We start from the raw sequence: 21,544 nt of genomic DNA on the forward strand, positions 1-21,544 counted from the left end.
AATACTCTACTGCTTGTAAAATGGGGGTTTGACAACAGTGGCTGGAACTCTATTCTTCCGTATTTGAATATGAATCTTGCTTCCTACATCTGAGAATATTTTGGGTACATAACCTAGGCCAATTCCCTTGCCCATAGAAGGACTCATTGTACCAGATGTAACTACACCAATGGTTTTTCCTTGACCATCGACAATATCATAATCCTTTCTTGGAATTCCTTTTTCGTCCAATTCAAATCCCACCAATTTTCGCTCTGGGGTTCTTCTTTTTTCATCTTCCAAGGCTTCAGAATTCACAAAATCCTTAGAGAATTTGGTAATCCATCCCAAACCGGCTTCAAAAGGTGAAGTCGAGTCATCTATATCGTTTCCGTATAAGCAATACCCCATTTCCAAACGCAAGGTATCCCTTGCCGCCAAACCAATAGGCTTTATACCGAAGTCGGCACCTGCTTCAAATACCTTATCCCAGATTTGCTTGACTTCTGAGTTCTTACAGTAGATTTCAAAACCACCTGAACCTGTATATCCAGTAGCTGATATAATTACATGGTCAATACCAGCAAAATCACCAACCACAAAGTTGTAAAACTTTATTTCTGCAAGGTCGTGCGAAGACAAGGATTGCATTGCTTCGACTGCTTTTGGTCCTTGAATTGCCAAAAGGGAATACCCATCGGAAATATTCCGCATTTCAGCACCAAGTTGTGAGTTGTATTTTGATATATGATTCCAGTCTTTTTCAATATTGGAAGCGTTAACAACTAAAAGGTAGGTTTCCTCTTTAATTCGATAGACGATTAAATCATCTACGATGCCCCCGGTTTCATTTGGCAAACAGCTATATTGAGCTTTTCCTATGGTTAACTTCGACGCGTCGTTTGATGAGACCATTTGAATTAAGTCCAAGGCTTTTGGTCCTTCAATCAAAAACTCTCCCATGTGTGAAACATCAAAAACTCCGACACCAGTTCTAACCGTTTCATGTTCGGCATTCACCCCCTCATATGATACCGGCATATCAAAACCGGCAAATGGGACCATTTTCGCTCCAAGCGCAACATGGGTGTCGTACAAAGCAGTCTTATTCATTATATCTAAATTTAGGAATACAAAGATAACTTCTTAAGACACCAAGTCTAATCTTTTGAACAAAGGATTGTTGCAAACTTTTTTTGGAAAATTGCTAGGCTTTTAGCAATTGCGTTTTAAGTTCTGGGTAAGATTTAATTTTAATGGAAACTTTTTCCCTGTGCATTACCTGCATGATCTGAGCAGGAATTTCAGGTGTGATATCCAAGGTTTCTTGCACCACCGGAAGAAATTTTACAGGATGCGCCGTTTCCAAAAAAATACCATAATATTCTGGGTGCTGCATCAAGAATTTTTTCAATCCCAAATAGCCGACTGCACCATGCGGATCTGCGATGTATTTTGAGTCTTTCTGCAGGCTCTTCATAGCCGCTTTGGTTTCTTCATCGGTGAACGAGAAAGAGGAAAGGTTCGCCTTCAGTTTTGCAAAATCATTTTCATAAATCTGCTGAATTCGAATAAAATTGCTTGGGTCACCCACATCCATAGCATTCGAAATGGTTGCCTTGGATGGTTTAGGGTCATAGCTAGCTGTTTTTAGAAATGTTGGAACAACATCATTAACATTAGTTGCTGCGATAAAATGCTTGACCGGCATACCCAATTGTTGTGCCATCATGCCGGCGCAAATATTTCCGAAGTTTCCTGAAGGAATGGAGAACACTATTTCCTTGCCCTTTGATTTAGCCCGTTTGTAAGCGAACAAAAAATAAAACAGTTGTGGCAACCATCTCGCTACGTTAATACTATTGGCTGAAGTCAGCTTTTTATGTGCAGTAATTTCTGAATCCAAAAATGCTTCTTTGACCATTCGCTGACAGTCGTCAAAAGTGCCATCTACCTCTAGAGCAGTAATGTTTTGACCAAGGGTCGTCAATTGTTTTTCTTGAATTTCACTTACTTTTCCGCTGGGGTAGAGAATGACGACATCTACTCCTTCAACACCTAGAAATCCATTTGCAACTGCCCCGCCAGTATCTCCTGAAGTAGCGACTAAAACCGTGACCGATTCTTTTGTGCCTTTTGAGAAATATCCGATACAATTTGCCATGAAACGTGCACCTACATCTTTAAATGCCATAGTCGGACCATGAAATAATTCAAGTGTCGCAACATTATGCTCCAATTCAATTATGGGGAAATCAAAATCCAATACACGACCAAGAATTTTGATTAATTCTGATTCTGGTATTTCGTCACCTACAAATTGAGCTATTGCCTGTTGGGCAATTTCAATATTGGAAAGCTGCTCAATTCCTTCAAAAAAAGAAGTAGGAAGTGCTGAAATCCCAGAAGGAAAATAGAGTCCTTTATCAGGCGCAATACCGTTGACAACTGCCTCTTCAAAAGTAGCTGTAATTGCATTGTTATTTAAACTGTAGTAGGTCATTTTAAATTTTTTTACAGCCATCAAGATTTATACCTGACACATGAATGTCAAAATCAACACCAACGCCGGCATACACTTCTTCCATTTGTTTTGCCACTTTTTTTGCTGTTTCCTCACCTTTTGAAAGTGCAAATACAGAAGGCCCTGAACCTGAAATACCAACTCCTAATGCACCTGTGTTTAGTGATTCAACTTTTAGTTCGTCGAATTCAGGAATTAATATCGAACGAATGGGTTCAACAATATGGTCATGTAACGACCTTTGAATTAAATCATAGTCTTCTTTGAATAGTCCGGCAACTAACCCTCCTAAATTACCCCATTGTTTAATTGCGGTTTTCAGTTGAACGGTATGTCTTAGTATTTTTCTTGAATCTGAAGTCTTAACTTCAATTTGTGGATGAATTATGGTAGCATAGAGCATGGAAGGCGAAGGAATCGAAATAACATCCAAAGGTTCGTAACTACGTACCAATGCAAAACCACCAAATAGTGCTGGTGCAACATTATCTGCATGAGGAACATCACTTGCAAGTTTTTCTCCCTGCATGGCAAATTCTACCAATTCTAAATTTGAAAATGGCCTACCCAATAATTCATTCATTCCCCAGACCGCTCCTGCAGAACTAGCTGCGCTACTACCAATTCCGCTACCGGGCTTTATTTTTTTGTGTATTTCTATTTCAAAACCACCCTTGAAATCGGCTTTTTGCAAAAATGCCTGTGCAGCAACACCCGCAACATTTTTTTCGGTTTCAAGAGGTAGATCTTGGCCAGTAATACGTGAAATTTTAATACCTGAGGTATTTGTTTTTCGCAAGACCATTTCATCACCAACTGATTCTAGGGCAACACCCAGTACATCGAACCCACAAGAGATGTTTGCAATCGTGGCTGGGCAAAAAACACTGATTTCTTCCATCTTAGTAATTGGCTATTCGTATAATGTCTGCGAAAATCCCTGAGGCAGTAACATCTGCTCCGGCCCCGGCCCCCTTAATTATCAAAGGTTGATTTCGATATCTGTCGGTGAAGAATAACACAATATTATCGCTGCCTTCTAGATTGTAGAAATCATGACCTACCGGTATTTCTTGTAATCCGACTATTGCTTTCCCATTTTCGAAACGAGCCACGTATTTTAGTTTGCAATTTTTTTCATTTGCCTTTTTATAGATGGACTGAAAATGTTCTTCATGCTTTTTAAGCGAATTGAAAAAATCTGTGTTATTATTGGTTTCCAGTGCTTCTTGTGGCAAGAAGGAATCGTTTTTAATATCATCAATATTCAATTCATATCCGCTTTCTCTGGCAAGAATTAGAATCTTACGCATTACATCTACACCGCTTAGGTCTATTTTGGGATCCGGTTCGGTATAACCTTCTTCCTGGGCCTGTTTTACGATTTCTTCGAAAGTTATTTCCGAATTGAAATTGTTGAACACGAAATTTAAACTACCAGATAATACAGCTTGAATTTTGTGCACACGGTCCCCGGAGGTTATTAAATGTCGTAAGGTGTCCAAAATTGGCAACCCGGCCCCAACATTGGTTTCAAAAAGGAAAGGGGAATTGTATTTTTTTGATGATTGCTTCAATTCAGTATAATTACTGTACGCAGAAGAGCAGGCTATTTTGTTACATGTAACTACCGAAATGCTGCTTTTTAAATAATCGTTGTAGCTAAATGCTATTTCTTCACTGGCTGTGTTATCAACGAAAATGCTATTTCGGTAATTGAGTTGTTGTACATTTCTAAGAAACTTTTTCAAGTCGGCTTTCTGCCCTTTTTCAAGCTCTTCCTCCCATTTTTTGGTATTTATTCCTCCTTCTCTAAAGACCATTTTTCTAGAATTCGAAATTCCAATAACACGAACGTTCAATTGCATTTCGTTCTTCAGATAGCTCTTTTGCTTGTTCAACTGGTCCATAAGTTTAGAACCTACATTTCCAACACCCATGATGTAAAGATTGAGCTGCTTGGTAATACTTTCAAAAAAGGCCTCATGTAAAGAATTTAATGCCTTTTTCACATCATTTTCATCAATAACAGCAGATATATTACGCTCAGAGGCCCCTTGTGCAATAGCACGAATATTCACATTGTTTTTACCTAAAGTGCTGAACATTTTGCCACTTAAACCCTGATGGCTCTTCATATTTTCTCCAACCAAAGCAATAATTGCCAAATCCTTTTCAATAATGACCGGTTTTAGTCTTTTGGTCAAAATCTCGTATTCAAATGCTTGGTTAAGTGCGTTCTCGGCCCTTTTTGCTTCTGATTGGTCAATACCAACACAAATCGAATGTTCTGAAGACGCTTGTGTTATCAAAACAACACTGATATTTTTCGAAGAAAGCGTTTCAAAGAAGCGTTTTGAAACACCAGGAATTCCAATCATGCTCGGACCTTCCAAAGAAATCAACGCTGTATTGCCTACGTGGCTTATGCCTTTTACAGTTTTGTCATTTACATCAAGCTTTTTGGTAATCAAAGTTCCTTCATCTTGAGGTTCGAAGGTGTTTTTGATTCGTATGGGAATTTCTTTTGCCAATACTGGTTGTACCGTAGGTGGGTATAGAACTTTTGCACCAAAATGTGATAGTTCCATTGCTTCTTCGTATGATATTTGGGAAACACATTTGGCCTGTTTTACAATTTTAGGATTCGCCGTAAACATGCCACTGACATCAGTCCAAATTTGAAGTTCTTCGGCATCAATAGCGGCAGCAATAATTGCCGCAGTATAATCAGAACCTCCCCGGCCTAATGTTGTATGGTCCCCTTCAACTGAAGAAGCAACAAAACCCGGCACAACGACCACAGTACTATCATTACTCCTGAAAAATTCCTTACAGGTTTTATCAGTAGCTTTAAAATCGACATTGGCCTTAGCAAAATTGGCATCGGTTGTTATCAGTTCTCGGCCAGACTTCAAAATGGTACCGAGCTTTTTCGATTTGAAATATTCCGAAATAATATAAGATGAAAGCAATTCACCATAGCTCACAACCTTATCGGAAAGTCTTGATGTAGTTTCACCAATTAAAAAAGCACCTTCCAATAAAGTTTCCAAATCGTTCAATTCGCCTTTTACCCAACTTAAAATTGTGCTTTGCTTTGTAATAGGAAAAAGTGATTTGATGGTGTCTAAATGCCGCTTTTCTATTTTCGACAAGGTGTTTTCATAGCCATAGTCCTTATTTGAAGCTTGATTCAAAGCGGTCAAAAGCAAATCCGTAATGCCACCAAGAGCTGACACAACAACAACTAGTTTTTTTTCTTTAGCGCTTTCGCTAACGATTTGTTTGACTAGATTAATATTTTTTGCATTGGCTACTGAGGTACCGCCAAATTTTAAAACTTTCATTGACTTATTTTACTGGATGAAAAAAGAGTACGGATTGTTGAAGATATATAAGTAAAGACGACCCCTAAGGGGTTGTGAAAAAGTTAAGGTCTTTATTTAATACTGACATGACTTTGAGCTGGTTATATAGTCTAATGCATCAATGAGGGGCTAAAGTAGTATTTTCGAAGTCCTTTGACAACAATCGTTGCATTTTTAATGAAATCTTGAAGAAACACAATAATTAAAACAGATGAAGGTATTTTCTGGGCAACAAATTTACCAAGCTGATAAAATAACCGCTGAAAATCAAAATATAACCAGCGACATATTGATGGAACGAGCTGCCGAACAAATTTTTAATTGGTTGCATCACCGTTTGCAAGGTGCCAAGGTAGGGATTCATCTGTTTTGCGGTATCGGTAATAATGGGGGAGATGGGATTGCCTTAGCACGGATGTTATTGGAGAATGACTATCAAATATTCGTTTACATTGTTAATTACAGCGAAAAACGTTCAAAAGATTTTTTATTGAACCTGGGGCGGCTTAAAGACCGAAAAGTATGGCCCACCTATTTGGATGAAAAGTCAGAGCTGCCAAACATTCATCCTCAAGATATTATTATTGATGGAATATTTGGGATTGGTTTAAATCGAAACCCGGATAATTGGGTTGTCAATTTAATTAAGCACTTAAACAGTATTCCGGCGTTTACCTTATCTATAGACATTCCATCCGGTCTTTTTTTGGAAAAGGTTCCTGATAACCCAGATGGAGTCATAAGAGCCGAGCATGTTTTGACATTTCAATTTCCAAAATTGGTTTTCTTTTTACCTGAAACGGGAATTTTTCTACAGAATTGGGAAGTACTTGATATCGGACTAGATCAAAATTTTGTCAAAGGCGAAGCTGCACCCTATGAGTTTATAGGAAAGTTTGAGGTTTTACCAATGTATCGACCCAGATTAAAATTCTCTCACAAAGGCAACTTTGGCCATGTATTGAGCGTAGGTGGAAGTTATGGTAAAATAGGTGCGCTAATACTTGCTAGTAAAGCAAGTTTGGAATCTGGGGCAGGACTTGTTACGGCTTATGCGCCTGAATGTGGTTATATTCCTATTCAAGTTGCTTTGCCAGAAGCAATGGTACTTACGAATGGAACTAACGAAATTGAAAAGATAGTCCACAGTCTACAAATAGCTTCAGTCACCGTCGGCATGGGTATGGGAACCAAAGAAGCTACCGCTAATGGATTCAAAGAATTCTTAAAAGCCAATAAAGTACCGATAGTATTGGATGCTGATGCGCTGAACATATTAGCTGAACAGCCTTCTCTTCTGAATTTGTTACCCGCGCTATCGGTATTGACGCCACATCCTGGAGAATTAAAGCGCTTGTTAGGTAAATGGAAAGATGATTTCGAAAAGTTGGAAAAAGCAAAGGAGTTTGCATCCAAGTACGATTTAATACTGGTATTAAAGGGAGCCCATACAATTACCATCTATAACAATTTAGGTTATATAAATTCTACAGGAAATCCTGGAATGGCTACTGCTGGAAGTGGAGATGTGCTCGCGGGAATAATCTCGGGTCTTATCGCGCAAGGATATTCAAACCTACAAGCAAGTATTTTTGGGGTTTTTCTTCATGGTCTTGCAGGTGATATTGCGGTTATGAACCATGGTTATGAAGCCCTATCTGCAACTAAGTTGATTGATAATATCGGCAAAGCCTTTAAAGAATTATTCAGAAGACCTGAAGAGCAAAAGGGAGATTAATTGGCTTTTTTCAAAGAGTTTCGACCCAATTTCTTTTTTACCCAAGCCAATGCATTTTTATACTCGATAAAGAACTCCATGTTCTTTTTGTAAAAGAGTTTTTCGATACCAAAATTATGCATGTCGATTTCTTTGCGAGAGACAATGGCAAAGGCCTTCAAATTATCAAGCCCTCTTAGGTAGGTATAAATGGTTGGATCAATTGCATAGGAGTTGTAGCGGTAACTTATGTACCCAAAGTTTTTGCCTCTGAAGTGTATTTCAGAAATCCCAATTAATTGATAAGCTCGTTCTAAAGTTATGGTGGTTCCTTCTTTAAAGCTCGAAACCATGTAATCACTAAAAACTTTGACGTTTCCAAAGTCTAGATCATACTCCCTTACCAAATCAGGGTTGTTCTCCAATCGAATATTCATTTTCATTCATATAGTGTGAAACGAAAATAGACAGACTCTGAAAGGAGGGTAAAAAAATTAGATTAATGGCAAAATATAGCGACAAATACGAGGTTTGAATAGAAATAGCATAAAAATGAAAGAAAAAAGCCTCACATTGTGAGGCTTTTTTAAGTACTTATTTTAGAACCACTTATGACTTTGTCGACTCTTCGGTCTTCTCAATTCTAATGGTTAATTCTTCTTTCTTCTTATCCAAATCCATATAAATACTATCGCCTTCGGTCAGATTTGCATTCACAATTTCTTCAGCCAAGGCATCTTCGATATATTTTTGGATGGCCCGTTTTAAAGGTCTTGCACCATATTGCTTGTCAAATCCTTTTTCAGCAATGTAATCTTTAGCTTCATCTGAAAGAACCAACTCATATCCGATGTCTTTAATCCTTTTGTACAACTTGTCAAGTTCAATATCGATAATCTTATGTATATCTTCTCGTTCAAGCGCGTTGAATACAATTACGTCATCAATTCGGTTTAAAAACTCCGGAGCAAAGGCCTTTTTTAGTGCATTTTCTATAACTCCTTTTTGATGCGCATCAGCCTGTGCTTTTTTAGCAGAAGTACCAAAACCAACACCTTGGCCAAAATCCTTCAATTGTCTTGCGCCAATATTCGAGGTCATTATGATAATGGTGTTCCTAAAATCAATTTTTCGACCCAAACTATCGGTCAAAAAGCCATCGTCAAGAACCTGTAATAACATATTGAAAACATCAGGATGGGCTTTCTCAACTTCATCCAAAAGCACAACGGAATAGGGCTTTCTTCTAACTTTTTCCGTTAACTGTCCTCCCTCTTCGTAACCAACATACCCTGGAGGTGCACCAACCAATCTAGAGATTGCAAATTTCTCCATGTATTCACTCATGTCAATTCTAATGAGTGCGTCTTCAGAGTCAAACAATTCTTTAGCCAATATTTTGGCAAGTTGCGTTTTACCAACACCGGTCTGACCTAAAAATATAAATGAACCAATTGGCTTATTCGGATCTTTAAGACCAGCTCGATTTCGCTGAATGGCTTTGGCCACTTTAACTACTGCTTCGTCCTGACCTATTACAAAATCTTTGATGAGCTGTGGCAGTTCTGCCAATTTGTTACTTTCTGTTTGTGCAATTCTGTTAACAGGAATTCCACTCATCATAGAAACGACGTCCGCTACATTTTCATCAGTAACCGTTACGCGGTTCAATTTGCTCTCTTCTTCCCACATTTCTTGGGCAGATGCGAGCTCTTTTTCCAATCTTTTTTCGTCGTCACGTAATTTGGCAGCTTCTTCATATTTCTGCTTTTTGACAACATTATTCTTTAGGTCTCGAACGTCTTCTAAACGCTGTTCAAGCTCTAGAATTTGTTTGGGTACATCCATATTAACAATGTGGACCCTTGAACCAGCCTCATCCATTGCATCAATGGCCTTGTCTGGCAGAAACCTATCGGTCATATATCTGTTGGTAAGCTTAACACAGGCCAAGATAGCCTCGTCAGTGTAGCTCACGTTGTGGTGATCTTCGTATTTTCCTTTAATGTTCTGAAGGATTTCGATGGTTTCTTCAACAGTTGTTGGTTCAACCATAACTTTTTGAAACCTTCGTTCCAATGCACCATCTTTCTCAATGTACTGGCGATACTCATCAAGTGTAGTAGCCCCTATACATTGAATTTCACCCCTGGCTAGAGCCGGTTTGAACATGTTGGAAGCATCTAAGCTTCCAGTAGCGCCACCGGCACCAACTATGGTGTGTATTTCGTCAATGAAAAGAATGATATCATCATTTTTTTCAAGTTCGTTCATAACGGCCTTCATGCGCTCTTCGAACTGACCTCTGTATTTTGTGCCAGCAACAAGAGAAGCTAAATCAAGAGTAACCACCCTTTTGTTATAAAGAATACGAGAAACCTTCTTGGTAATGATGCGTAGTGCCAGACCTTCGGCAATGGCACTTTTTCCAACCCCAGGTTCTCCAATCAATAATGGATTGTTCTTTTTTCTTCGACTTAATATCTGAGACACCCTTTCAATTTCTTTTTCCCTACCAACTACGGGGTCCAATTTGTTCTCTTCAGCCAGTTTGGTCAAATCACGACCAAAATTGTCCAAAACCGGGGTCTTGGACTTTTTGTTTCCCTTTTGAGAAGAAGATGAACCAAATGTCCCCTCTTTTGAATCTCCTGTTTCCTCTGGCTCTCCAGAAAAAGACTCCGCCCTTGGCGAATCAATATAATCGTCCTCGCTTGTAATCATAGATTTGAATTGCTCCTTAACGTTGTCGTAATCGACTTTTAGTTTATGCAATAGTTTGGTGGTGGGGTCATTTTCATTTCTAAGAATACATAGCAGTAAATGCGCTGTATTTATAGAAGAACTTTGAAAGAGTTTAGCTTCTAAAAACGTTGTTTTTAAAGCTCTTTCCGCTTGTCTTGTCAGGTGAAGGTTCTTTTTGTCCTTTTGAACAGTGGCCGTATTCGGATTGGCCGGACTCAAGATTTCTACTTTCCTCCGTAAATAGTCCAAATCTACATCAAGGGCATCCAAAATGTTTATAGCCTTACCATTGCCATCACGAAGTAAACCAAGCATTAAATGCTCGGTACCGATAAAATCATGGCCTAGTCGAAGTGCTTCCTCCTTGCTGTAGGCAATTACATCTTTTACCCTTGGTGAGAAATTATCATCCATAAATTTTCCTTTCAGCAACTAAAATTAATAAAAGTATGTTTCTAATGGTCAAATACCGTACCCTTTTCGACAAAGTCTTGACAAATAACGAAAAACAACCTGAATTGTCTATTTATTAACGCCTAAGCCCTGTTAAAATTTGACAAACAGTGTTAATAAATTTTTTAATAAACTCCTAGAGCCAGCTCGGCTAAGTAGCCATTTTATGTATATTGCCACGATATTCTAATCCCAAAATTGAGATAAGTTTTTAGTATGGCTGATGGAGAAAAATTGATACCAATTAATATTGAGGATGAAATGAAATCGGCCTACATTGATTATTCAATGTCGGTCATTGTGTCACGTGCACTGCCAGATGTGCGTGATGGGTTAAAACCAGTTCATAGAAGGGTACTTTACGGTATGCATGAGTTAGGTGTTCGATCTACAAGTGCCCATAAAAAATCTGCAAGAATAGTTGGTGAGGTATTAGGTAAGTATCACCCTCATGGTGATACCTCTGTTTATGATACTATGGTTCGGATGGCCCAAGAATGGAGTTTGCGCTACATGCTTATTGATGGTCAAGGTAACTTCGGTTCTGTAGATGGGGATAGTCCGGCAGCTATGCGATATACCGAAGCACGAATGCGCAAAATTGCGGATGAAATGTTGGCGGATATCGACAAGGATACTGTAGATCATCAATTGAATTTTGACGACTCGCTTCAAGAACCAACTGTATTACCGGCCCGGGTGCCAAATCTTTTGGTTAACGGAGCTTCCGGAATTGCGGTGGGTATGGCAACCAATATGCCTCCACATAATTTGTCAGAGGTTGTTGACGGTACCATAGCTTATATCGATAACAATGACATTGAAATTGATGAGCTTATTACCCATGTAAAAGCTCCCGATTTCCCCACTGGTGGTATAATTTACGGTTATGATGGTGTGAAAGAAGCCTTCCATACAGGGAGGGGCCGTGTTGTAATGCGCGGTAAGGCCACCATAGAAGAGGTGCAAGGGAAGGAGTGTATCATTGTAACTGAAATACCGTACCAAGTCAATAAGGCCGACATGATTAAAAAGACGGCCGATTTAATAAATGATAAGAAAATAGAGGGCATTTCAGCGATTCGTGATGAATCGGATAGAAAGGGAATGCGTATCGTTTATATTTTAAAGCGTGACGCAATTCCGAACATCGTTCTGAACATGCTCTACAAGTATACTGCGCTGCAATCTTCATTCAGTGTCAACAATATTGCACTTGTTAAAGGAAGACCTCAATTGCTCAACCTAAAAGAGATTATTAAATACTTTGTTGAGCACAGGCATGAAGTTGTTGTTAGAAGAACAAAGTACGAGCTTAAAAAAGCAGAAGATAGGGCACACATACTTGAAGGGTTAATAATCGCATCTGATAATATTGATGAGGTTATTGCCATTATTCGAGGTTCTTCTAATGTAGAAGAGGCACGTGAAAAGTTAATAGAGCGTTTCAAGCTAACTGAGATACAGGCCAAGGCAATTGTTGAAATGCGATTAAGACAATTGACCGGTCTTGAACAGGATAAACTAAGGGAGGAACATGCTGAACTTCTCAAGACAATTGAAGACCTTAAGGATATTCTAGACAAGAAAGAACGTCGTATGCAAATCATTAAGGATGAACTTAATGAGGTTAAAGAAAAGTACGGTGATGAAAGACGTTCTGAAATTAATTTTGCTGGAGGTGATTTGAGTATCGAGGATATGATTCCTAATGAGCAGGTAGTCATTACTATTTCTCATGCAGGATATATTAAAAGAACTCCTCTGACAGAATACAAAACCCAAAATAGGGGAGGAGTTGGTCAAAAAGCTTCTTCGACACGTAATGAAGACTTCTTAGAACATCTATTTGTTGGTACGAATCATCAGTACATGTTGTTCTTCACTCAAAAAGGAAAATGTTTCTGGATGCGTGTTTACGAAATACCGGAAGGTAGCAGAACTTCTAAGGGAAGAGCGATTCAAAACCTTATTAATATTGAACAGGATGATAAGGTAAAAGCGTTTATTTGCACCCAAGATTTAAAGGATGAGGAATACGTAAATAGTCATTATGTAATTATGGCTACCAAAAAAGGTACGGTTAAGAAGACTGTATTGGAGCAATATTCTAGACCTCGTCAAAACGGTATCAACGCTATTACAATCAAAGACGGTGACGAACTACTGGAAGCTAAACTAACAACAGGTACAAGTCAGATTTTACTTGGATTGAAATCAGGTAAGGCAATTCGATTTGAAGAAGGTAAGACCAGACCTATGGGGAGAAATGCCTCTGGTGTCCGAGGTATAACCCTTGCCAATGACAAAGATGAGGTTGTAGGTATGATTTCCGTTCATAATTTTGAGGATGATATTCTCGTAGTTTCTGAAAACGGATATGGCAAAAGATCTACAATCGATGATTATCGCGTAACTAATAGGGGTGGAAAAGGGGTTAAGACGATTTCCATTACCGATAAGACCGGTGAGTTGGTCGCTATTAAAAATGTTTCTGATGCCGATGATCTTATGATTATCAACAAATCTGGAATTGCTATTCGTATGAGCGTTGACGATTTGAGAGTGATGGGTAGAGCAACCCAAGGTGTGCGATTGATTAATTTAAAAGGAAATGATTCAATTGCGGCAGTTGCGAAAGTTATGAAAGATGATGACGCCGTAGATGAAAGTGATATCCTTGATATTGAAGTGAATGAGTAAATTGGCATGGCTATTGTAAAGATGGCCTTGGAAACAGATAAAACGATTCTAACAAATTCTTTTTAAACACTCTTAATTACTTAAAATGAAAACTCGAATTTTAGTAATGCTTGCCTTCTCTTTTTCGTTGGTGGCATTCGCACAGAAAAATGAAGTTAAAGCTGCCGAAAAGGCCATGAAAAGTGGAGATGCAGCTATGGCTAAAGCATCTTTGGAAGCTGCTGCATCAACCATCGATGGCGCAGATTCAAAAATTCAGGCACAATACTATGCAGTATTAGGTGATGCACAAGCAAAACTATCTGAATTTGGCCCTGCAATTGAGTCTTACAAAAAAGTACTATCAATTGAAGAAGCAAGTGGTAAAGCGAAGTACTCCGCTGATATCAATCAGAAAATGCAGCAAATGTCTGCCGACTTGGTAAATGCAGCTGTTGATGATAACAACAACAAAAGCTACACTGCAGGAGCCGAGAAATTGTATATGGCGTATCAACTTCGTCCGCAAGACACTATCTATCTTTATTTTGCTGCAAGTAGTGCAGTGAATGGTAAAGACTATCCTAATGCCTTGAAGTATTATAATGAATTGAAAGATTTGAATTATGATGGTAGTGAGGTAAAGTATTCTGCAGTTAACATTGAAACTGGAGAAGAAGAGGAGATGGATAAAACCAGTCGAGACCTATACGTAAAAGCAGGTACACACAAAGACCCTAAAGAAAAGACTACGCCTTCTAAAAGACCTGAAATCATTAAGAATATAGCATTAATCTATCAGCAAGAAGGCGACAACGAGAAAGCATTAGCGGCTTACGATGATGCGATTGCATCCAATCCTGATGATGTAAATTTATTATTGAACAAAGCCAATCTATACTACAGTATGGGTGATAAGGACAAGTTCAAAGAGATAATGGGGCAGGCTGCTGTTATGGCGCCAGACAACCCAGATTTGCATTACAATGTTGGGGTAATCAATATGGAACAAGGCAATATGGAAGAGGCCAGGGCGGCTTACAAAAGGGCTTTGGAAATCGATCCTAATTACATTAATGCCACTTTGAACCTTTCTACTTCTTATGTGAATGAAGGAAACAATCTCATTGATACAATGAACGAATTAGCGCTTTCCAACAAAAGAGCTGATATTGCTAAGTATGATGAACTTAAAGCTCAAAAGGATAATCTTTTCAAGGAGGGTGCAGCAATTCTTGAAGCTGCACTAAAGACTACACCTGAAAAGGAAAGTGTATTGGAGCAACTACGAAATATCTATGGTGCTTTAGGAGATAATGAGAACTTCATGCGTATCAAAAAATTGATGGGAGAGTAACATTGAAGATCTTTAAGAACAAAGCCTCGCTGAAAAGCGGGGCTTTTTTTATAATATCCTCTTTAGGACCCTCAATTGGTGGGAATATTTTTTCTCCTCTGTATTGAAGATTCCAGTGTGGTCTATACGGTCTATTCTGACTTTTCCGTGTGCATGAATTATATAGTTATCCTTTAAAACTATACCGACGTGATTGATATTTCCTTCTCTATCATCAAAAAATGCCAAATCACCGGGCTCACATTCTTCGATAAAACTCATGACTTCTCCTTGATTTGATTGCTCTTCTACAGTGCGAAACAGTTTTTGTCCATTTATCTTGTAGACCATTTGTGTGAATCCGCTATTGTCTATGCCAAAAGGAGTTTTACCACCAAGGAGGTATGGGGAGTTCAAATATAGAAACGCAGTCTCAATAAAATCTGCTTTTTGATTTTCTACTTCAATTTTGGAAGTACCCTCAAAGGTGTGTTGAAAAATTTCGCAGTTATTTATTTCTGCCCCCAACGGAACAGCAATCAATCCGTTCTTCCCCTCTGAAACAAAGGACACTAAATCCCTGTTATAATCCGTCTTTTTGAAGTCTATTTTGTCCAGCTCACCTTCTAGCAAGGGATTGACTTGGTTGTTGCGCACCCAACCTTCAAAATTGTCATAATTGGTCTGTATTCTACTCCAAAATTTTCTTCGCTCTTTAAATTTGAAAAGTTCACCGTATAACAATTGACTTTGCATTGGGGCATTATCGTCAGCTGCCTGTCGTAAAGCAACAGAACCAAGAAGGCAAACTCCGTGAGACATTTTAGTTCAGTACTGAATTAAGAAGCTTCAACGATTATGGCAGAGGCGCCCCCACCACCATTACATATGGCTGCAGCTCCAATTTTACCATTTTCTTGTTTCAAAACATGCAATAGGGTCACTAATATACGAGCACCGGAACATCCGAGGGGATGTCCCAACGAGACTGCACCTCCGTTAACATTGACAGTATTGTCTTTAAGATTGAGCAATTTCATATTAGCTAAACCAACGACCGAGAACGCTTCGTTAAATTCAAAAAAATCAACATCCTGAATAGAAATACCAGCTTTGTCCAGTGCTTTTGGTAAAGCTTTTGCAGGAGCAGTTGTGAACCATTTTGGTTCTTGAGCGGCATCAGCATAACTGGTAATTTTCGCAATGGGTTCAAGCCCTAATTCAGCGGCTTTTTCTGCACTCATTAATACCAAGGCAGCTGCACCATCATTTATTGTAGAGGCATTGGCTGCGGTTACCGTACCATCTTTTGTAAATGCAGGTCGCAGCGCTGGGATTTTCTCCATTCGAACGTTTTTGAACTCCTCATCTTCAGAGATTATAATGGGATCTCCCTTGCGCTGGGGAACCTCAACCGGAGTAACTTCGTCTTTGAACTTGCCCTCTGCCCAAGCCTTTGCAGAACGCTCATAAGATTGAACGGCAAAAGCATCTTGTTCTTCCCTTGAAAATCCATGTTCTACAGCACAGGCATCTGCACAAACACCCATGGCATTTTGGTCATAGGCATCGACCAAGCCATCTTTTTGCATACCATCAACAAGACTTGTTGGGCCGAATTTGGTTCCTTTTCGCATATGAACATAATGTGGAATCAAACTCATGTTCTCCATACCACCGGCGACCACAATTTCATTGTCGCCCAATGCTATTGATTGTGCTGCTTGCATGACAGCTTTCATACCAGAGGCGCAAACCTTATTTACAGTAGTACAAGGAACACTATCGGGAATACCAGCGTAAATAGCAGCTTGTCTGGCCGGCGCTTGACCGGTTCCTGCTTGAACAACATTACCCATCAAAACTTCATTGACCATTTCAGGTTTTATACCTGCTTTTTCCAACGCAGCTTTAATTGCGATTGCACCCAGTTTGGGTGCCGTAATTGAAGAAAGGGCCCCCATAAAACTACCGATTGGTGTACGTTGGGCTGAAACAATTACAACCTCGTTCATATCATTACAATTTTGTTGTGCGAAAATACTAATATTTCACGGTAACGGTCAGATTCAACTTAACCCCAGAACCCACTAATATTTTCTATTTTTGAAACTTCACCTATCACGATGTCAAATTCAATTGATAATTTTTACAAGAATCAATCGGTAATTTATAAGTACGTTCTTTACATACTCTCTATTGCACTTATTGTATATTTTTTTCCGAAGGGTGGTAAATTCAAATACGAATTTCAAAAGGGTAAACCCTGGCAATACGAAAGCTTGAATTCACCTTTGGATTTCTCGATAAAGAAAACCCCAGAGGAAGTCGAAAAGGAACGTGCTGAATTAGAAGCTAAGAAAGTACCGTATTATACCGCAGATGGTGATATAGCACAAGAAGTGATAGCTAGCTTTGAAGAAGCATTTTACGAGTCAGAAAAATTTCAATTTCTTAATGATAGGGAAAAACAGAATCTTTCAGAAAAGGGATTGCTAATTCTTCAAGGATTATACGAATATGGTATAGTCCCATCCCAAATTTCGGAAACTGGCTTAAAGCTAGTAAAGCAAAATAAGGCTCTTGAACTCACAAATTCCCAAGTACCAACGGTTGCAGAAGCAGAAAATAAGATTGCAATTGAAACAGCGGCTGTTCCTACAAATGAACACCAACAAGCCCTTAGTGATTTGTTACGTTCCGTAATAAAACCAAATGTCTCTTATGACAAGGAATTAACGGAAAACGCCTTGGCAGATGAACTGTCTAAAATTTCGTTGACCAGAGGTGAAGTAAGGGAAGGTGAATTAGTAATTACAACAGGTGAAGTTGTTGAAGGAGATAAACTGAAAAAGTTGAACTCCTTAAAATCAGAATATGAATCTGAATTGTGGAGCGGCAATAACTCGTATTTCATATTGTTCGGGTACACGGTATTGGTAGCATTGGTATTAATGATGCTGTTCTTGTTTCTTAAAAATTACCGGCCAGAAATTTTTGCGGATAACAATAAGGTGACCTTCATTTTCACCAATGTCTTATTGATGGTATTCGTTACCACGTTGGTTGTGAAAACCAATGAAAACTATTTGTATGTAGTACCGCTGTGTATTCTGCCATTGATTCTCAAGAATTTTTTTGATGCCCGCCTGGGTTTGTTCGTTCACGTACTCACCATCTTGTTATTAGGTTTTGTAGTACCCAATAGTTTTGAATACATCTTTTTACAAATTATTGCAGGTATCATTACCATTTTGACCGTTTCAGAACTGTATAAAAGGGCAAACCTTTTTATCTCAGTTGGTCAAATCACACTTATTTACATCGTTGGATATTTCGCATTTCATATCATTCACGAGGGGAATCTGAACAATATTGAATGGATAACTTTTGGGATATTCTTGCTCAATGGAATGATAACATTATTTGCACAACCCTTGATTTACCTCTACGAAAAGATATTTGGATTGGTCAGCGATGTTTCATTATTGGAATTATCGGACACCAACTCTAAATTACTCAAAGAGTTGTCAGATAAAGCACCGGGCACTTTTCATCATTCATTACAAGTCGCAAACCTAGCTGAAGCCGCTGCAAACCAAATTGGTGCAAATGCCATGTTGGTCAGGGTTGGCGCGTTGTACCATGATATAGGAAAGATGGAAAACCCTACTTATTTTACCGAAAATCAAATTACCAACATAAACCCACACGATGACATACCACCAAAGGAAAGTGCCAAAATCATAATTGACCATGTGATTAAGGGAATTGAGATTGCTCGGAAAAATAACATTCCTGACCGAGTAATCGACTTTTTACGTACACATCATGGCACTTCGGTAGTCTATTATTTTTACAAAAAGCAAGAAGAACTTGGCGGCGAGGTCAACAAAGAAGATTTTGCATACCCTGGGCCACCGCCGTTCTCCAAAGAAACCGCAATTCTAATGATGGCCGATGCGGTAGAAGCTGCATCTAAAAGCCTTAAGTCGCCCAACAGTCAAATTATCGATGATTTTGTCGAACGTATCGTGAAATCTCAAATGGATGCAGAACAGTTTTTGAATGCCGATATTACCTTAAAGGAAATTGAGGCAGTTAAAAAGGTTTTGAAGCAAAAGTTGATAAACATCTATCACCTGCGGGTGGAATATCCAAAATAGGTTGTTAAAATATTGAAAAACAATATTTAGGATTAATTGCTGTCAACTATTTTTGTATTAATATAATAGCATTACTATCGATAGTAAAACTATTACTTTTAATTTAAATTGTATCGCTATGAAATCATCCAAATTCCTTTACACTTTTGCTTTTGCCCTATTACTTGTTCTAACAGTAAACGCACAGCAAAGTGGACCAAATTCAACCCATTCTTTAAATAGCAGATTAATTTCAGAAGATTTTTTTCAGACCACTGAACGTGATTCGTTGTCATTGTGGCGTGAACAGGTGCTTTTGCATACTGATGCGGAAATCTACAAACCCCAGCAAAATTTGTTTTTCAAGGCCTATGTCTTAACAGGCCCTAATGAATTGCGTGTTAGCGCTAGTGATGTCTTACGTGTAGAATTATTGGACCAAAATGGAAATTTAGTTTCAAACCAGTATCATAAAATACAAAGTGGTTCTGCTAATGGTGCAATTGAAATTCCAAAAAAATTAGAGGATGGAACTTATTATTTACGCGCTTATACCAGATGGATGCTGAATTACGGTGAAGAAAATCTTCCTTCTAAAGCGCTAAAAATCACAAATGAAAGTAATGAATTCACCTTTGCTGATGGTGATATGACCATAGCACCTGAAGGAGGTGTCATCGTAGTAGGATTGGAAAATAAGGTCATTTTATCAAATCTATCGGGTAACACAATTGTGGGACAAATTGTTGATGAAAATGGTAAAGTAATCAGTAGTATAACGAATTACGAAGATGGTTTGGCTACTTTTAATTTTACTCCCCAAACTGGCAAGTCATATTACTTCAAACCTGGTTCAGGAGAACAACTCTCGCCGATTGAAGCTCAGGACGAAGGTATCTTATTACAGGCAAATGCCATTGAAACAAATTCTTTAAAAGTCCGAGTGCAAGCTACAGATGCCATGATGGCCAATAGTTACAAAGTGAAGGGAACTAAAAATGGACTTACATATTTTGAAACCCCCATAACATTTGAAAATGGTAAAAGGTCTTTTGAGTTGGAAATTCCGAAAAAGGGTTTACCCCAAGGAATAATGAATTTAGAGGTTTCTGATGAATACAATCAGATTTGGACTAAACGTCCTGTTTATATCCAATCAGGCGACCTAAATATAACAGTGGACAAAGAAGCGATTGTAGAAGATTCCAACAACAAAAGGCTTCGTTACAGGGTAAAAGTTAGTGATGCCGAGGGCAATCCTGTGACAACAGAATTATCACTTAGTGTGCGCGAAGAAGAATCGATAAATTCTTCAGTTAGTGATATGAAAAGGAATTCAAACTTTCTAACAGATTTGAAAGTACTTGCCGGTCGTGATTTACATGGGGAACTTCCTAAAAAGAATATTGAAACTCCAGATAATATTAAGTATTCTTTTCAGAATGGATTGGAATTCTATGGGCAGGCCTATGATTTCAATAACACCTTATTAAAAAATAAGGATATACAAGTTTTCGTGAACAACGAAAATGAGGTTGAAGTCAAAGAAGTAGCTACTAATGACGATGGCTTATTTTCATTGACCGGTCTACAGTTAGATGGTGAAGTAACCCTTACTTTCAGAAGGGAAGGAAAAAACACTATGGAAAAGTTGGTTAAGGTAATACCATATGAGTATGAAGTGCCTGAGCTAAATTTAGGTAAAGAGTTAACCACAAGCACCCCAAAAATTCAAAAAAGCAAGCAGTTTATACCTAAAAAACGTTTGGTAGACTTTGATTTTGCTGATAAACCAGCTAATCTAATTCCTTTGGAAGAAGTAACCTTGGTTGGAAAAAAACGTCTTAGCAAAGTCACGAAATCAGTTTACAATATTACCCCTTCAAGGGTGGCGTACCAAAGTGAGGAAAGACCAAAAACTATTCCACAGCTTTTTTTAGGTATACCAGGTGTTTATGTAACCAACTTGGGAGATATTGAACGTGTTTCTGTTTCCTTACCACAGTCTTATGGATTGGGGCCAGTTCTTTGGGTGCTTGATGGTATTCCTTTAGTCCAGCCTGATCAGGCTAGTATTGATAATGCAACAACCCCTTTGGCAGAAATAATGAGTTTGGTCAGTTTTATAGATGTTGAACGCATTGAATTGTTGAGAGGTGCTGATGCAGGTGTTTTTGGTTCCAGAGCGGGCGGAGGTGTTATCTTGATCTATACCAAATCTGGCGCTTATTCATCAGAATACATTGCGAGAAAAGATGCACAAACTACGTTTGAGGGGTATGAAATTCCCATTGCGTTTGATGATTATTTAGAAGTGATTTCCAGAAAGAGAAAGTTGAAAGAAAACAACAAAACGTTGTTTTGGAATCCTTCGTTGGTTACCAACGAAAATGGTGAGGCAACATTTGAGTTCGAAGTTTTACATGAAGATTCAAGTTTAATGATTGATGTTAAGGCCGTTACCGAAGAGGGTAAGAGAGCCAGCTACACAACTAGTTTACAGGAGTAATTATTGAATATTAGCTAAAAAAGGGGCACACCGAAACAAGGTTGTGCCCCTTTTTTTATGGTTCTAAAATGAATGTTCAAATA

General features: G+C 38.5%; 13 protein-coding genes. 5 read left to right on the top strand and 8 right to left on the bottom strand.

Annotation, left to right across the window (positions count from 1 at the left end):
* Positions 1 to 6: 6 nt before the first annotated feature.
* From gcvT to thrA, 4 genes are all read right to left on the bottom strand, one after another.
* Positions 7 to 1,092, bottom strand: a complete 1,086-nt coding sequence (gcvT, locus tag HCU67_RS08360; protein ID WP_168552190.1) for a glycine cleavage system aminomethyltransferase GcvT — start codon at positions 1,090 to 1,092, stop codon at positions 7 to 9.
* 94 nt (positions 1,093 to 1,186) lie between these two features.
* Positions 1,187 to 2,482: a threonine synthase gene (gene thrC / locus HCU67_RS08365; protein ID WP_168552191.1), complete on the bottom strand. Its 1,296-nt coding sequence runs from the start codon at positions 2,480 to 2,482 to the stop codon at positions 1,187 to 1,189.
* Between the two features lies 1 nt (position 2,483).
* Positions 2,484 to 3,404 (bottom strand): homoserine kinase, encoded by a 921-nt coding sequence (locus tag HCU67_RS08370; protein WP_168552192.1) that lies wholly within the window; start codon positions 3,402 to 3,404, stop codon positions 2,484 to 2,486.
* A gap of 1 nt (position 3,405) precedes the next feature.
* Positions 3,406 to 5,853, bottom strand: a complete 2,448-nt coding sequence (gene thrA / locus HCU67_RS08375) for a bifunctional aspartate kinase/homoserine dehydrogenase I (RefSeq protein ID WP_168552193.1) — start codon at positions 5,851 to 5,853, stop codon at positions 3,406 to 3,408.
* 232 nt (positions 5,854 to 6,085) lie between these two features.
* On the opposite strand from thrA, the gene HCU67_RS08380 reads away from it, so the two are divergent.
* Positions 6,086 to 7,612 carry an NAD(P)H-hydrate dehydratase gene (locus HCU67_RS08380; protein WP_168552194.1) on the top strand — a complete coding sequence of 509 codons (1,527 nt, stop codon included), beginning with the start codon at positions 6,086 to 6,088 and terminating at the stop codon, positions 7,610 to 7,612.
* On the opposite strand, the gene HCU67_RS08385 is transcribed toward HCU67_RS08380, so the two are convergent.
* Together HCU67_RS08385 and HCU67_RS08390 are read right to left on the bottom strand one after the other, a co-directional pair.
* Entirely contained in the window at positions 7,609 to 8,028 is a 420-nt protein-coding gene (locus HCU67_RS08385) for an STAS/SEC14 domain-containing protein (protein WP_168552195.1), read from the bottom strand. The two genes, HCU67_RS08380 and HCU67_RS08385, sit on opposite strands and share 4 nt — an antisense overlap.
* A gap of 172 nt (positions 8,029 to 8,200) precedes the next feature.
* Complete coding sequence (locus HCU67_RS08390) at positions 8,201 to 10,750, bottom strand: ATP-dependent Clp protease ATP-binding subunit (protein WP_168552196.1); 2,550 nt, start codon at positions 10,748 to 10,750, stop codon at positions 8,201 to 8,203.
* 255 nt (positions 10,751 to 11,005) lie between these two features.
* On the opposite strand from HCU67_RS08390, the gene gyrA reads away from it, so the two are divergent.
* Both gyrA and HCU67_RS08400 read left to right on the top strand, forming a co-directional pair.
* Complete coding sequence (gene gyrA, locus HCU67_RS08395; protein ID WP_168552197.1) at positions 11,006 to 13,492, top strand: DNA gyrase subunit A; 2,487 nt, start codon at positions 11,006 to 11,008, stop codon at positions 13,490 to 13,492.
* 85 nt (positions 13,493 to 13,577) lie between these two features.
* Positions 13,578 to 14,828 carry a tetratricopeptide repeat protein gene (locus tag HCU67_RS08400; protein ID WP_168552198.1) on the top strand — a complete coding sequence of 417 codons (1,251 nt, stop codon included), beginning with the start codon at positions 13,578 to 13,580 and terminating at the stop codon, positions 14,826 to 14,828.
* Between the two features lie 48 nt (positions 14,829 to 14,876).
* Here HCU67_RS08400 and HCU67_RS08405 read toward each other — a convergent pair whose 3' ends face one another.
* Together HCU67_RS08405 and HCU67_RS08410 are read right to left on the bottom strand one after the other, a co-directional pair.
* A complete protein-coding gene (locus HCU67_RS08405; protein WP_168552199.1) occupies positions 14,877 to 15,629 on the bottom strand; it encodes a C40 family peptidase in 753 nt (250 codons plus the stop codon).
* Between the two features lie 17 nt (positions 15,630 to 15,646).
* Complete coding sequence (locus HCU67_RS08410; protein ID WP_168552200.1) at positions 15,647 to 16,822, bottom strand: acetyl-CoA C-acyltransferase; 1,176 nt, start codon at positions 16,820 to 16,822, stop codon at positions 15,647 to 15,649.
* Between the two features lie 111 nt (positions 16,823 to 16,933).
* On the opposite strand from HCU67_RS08410, the gene HCU67_RS08415 reads away from it, so the two are divergent.
* Both HCU67_RS08415 and HCU67_RS08420 read left to right on the top strand, forming a co-directional pair.
* On the top strand, positions 16,934 to 18,973 hold the full coding sequence (locus HCU67_RS08415; protein ID WP_168552201.1) for an HD family phosphohydrolase: 2,040 nt from the start codon (positions 16,934 to 16,936) through the stop codon (positions 18,971 to 18,973).
* Between the two features lie 118 nt (positions 18,974 to 19,091).
* A complete protein-coding gene (locus HCU67_RS08420) occupies positions 19,092 to 21,461 on the top strand; it encodes a TonB-dependent receptor (RefSeq protein ID WP_168552202.1) in 2,370 nt (789 codons plus the stop codon).
* Positions 21,462 to 21,544 lie beyond the last annotated feature (83 nt).

It is taken from the genome of Croceivirga thetidis (genome assembly GCF_012272815.1).
Taxonomy (GTDB): domain Bacteria; phylum Bacteroidota; class Bacteroidia; order Flavobacteriales; family Flavobacteriaceae; genus Croceivirga; species Croceivirga thetidis.

What these genes read in the sequence shown, in the direction of transcription:
- HCU67_RS08400 (WP_168552198.1), top strand. Translation starts at nt 13,578, where the DNA reads ATGAAAACTCGAATTTTAGTAATGCTTGCCTTCTCTTTTTCGTTGGTG.
- HCU67_RS08420 (WP_168552202.1), top strand. Translation starts at nt 19,092, where the DNA reads ATGAAATCATCCAAATTCCTTTACACTTTTGCTTTTGCCCTATTACTT.
- HCU67_RS08370 (WP_168552192.1), bottom strand. Translation starts at nt 3,404, where the DNA reads ATGGAAGAAATCAGTGTTTTTTGCCCAGCCACGATTGCAAACATCTCT.
- HCU67_RS08380 (WP_168552194.1), top strand. Translation starts at nt 6,086, where the DNA reads ATGAAGGTATTTTCTGGGCAACAAATTTACCAAGCTGATAAAATAACC.
- gcvT (WP_168552190.1), bottom strand. Translation starts at nt 1,092, where the DNA reads ATGAATAAGACTGCTTTGTACGACACCCATGTTGCGCTTGGAGCGAAA.
- HCU67_RS08405 (WP_168552199.1), bottom strand. Translation starts at nt 15,629, where the DNA reads ATGTCTCACGGAGTTTGCCTTCTTGGTTCTGTTGCTTTACGACAGGCA.
- HCU67_RS08385 (WP_168552195.1), bottom strand. Translation starts at nt 8,028, where the DNA reads ATGAATATTCGATTGGAGAACAACCCTGATTTGGTAAGGGAGTATGAT.
- HCU67_RS08410 (WP_168552200.1), bottom strand. Translation starts at nt 16,822, where the DNA reads ATGAACGAGGTTGTAATTGTTTCAGCCCAACGTACACCAATCGGTAGT.
- HCU67_RS08415 (WP_168552201.1), top strand. Translation starts at nt 16,934, where the DNA reads ATGTCAAATTCAATTGATAATTTTTACAAGAATCAATCGGTAATTTAT.
- gyrA (WP_168552197.1), top strand. Translation starts at nt 11,006, where the DNA reads ATGGCTGATGGAGAAAAATTGATACCAATTAATATTGAGGATGAAATG.
- thrC (WP_168552191.1), bottom strand. Translation starts at nt 2,482, where the DNA reads ATGACCTACTACAGTTTAAATAACAATGCAATTACAGCTACTTTTGAA.
- thrA (WP_168552193.1), bottom strand. Translation starts at nt 5,853, where the DNA reads ATGAAAGTTTTAAAATTTGGCGGTACCTCAGTAGCCAATGCAAAAAAT.
- HCU67_RS08390 (WP_168552196.1), bottom strand. Translation starts at nt 10,750, where the DNA reads ATGGATGATAATTTCTCACCAAGGGTAAAAGATGTAATTGCCTACAGC.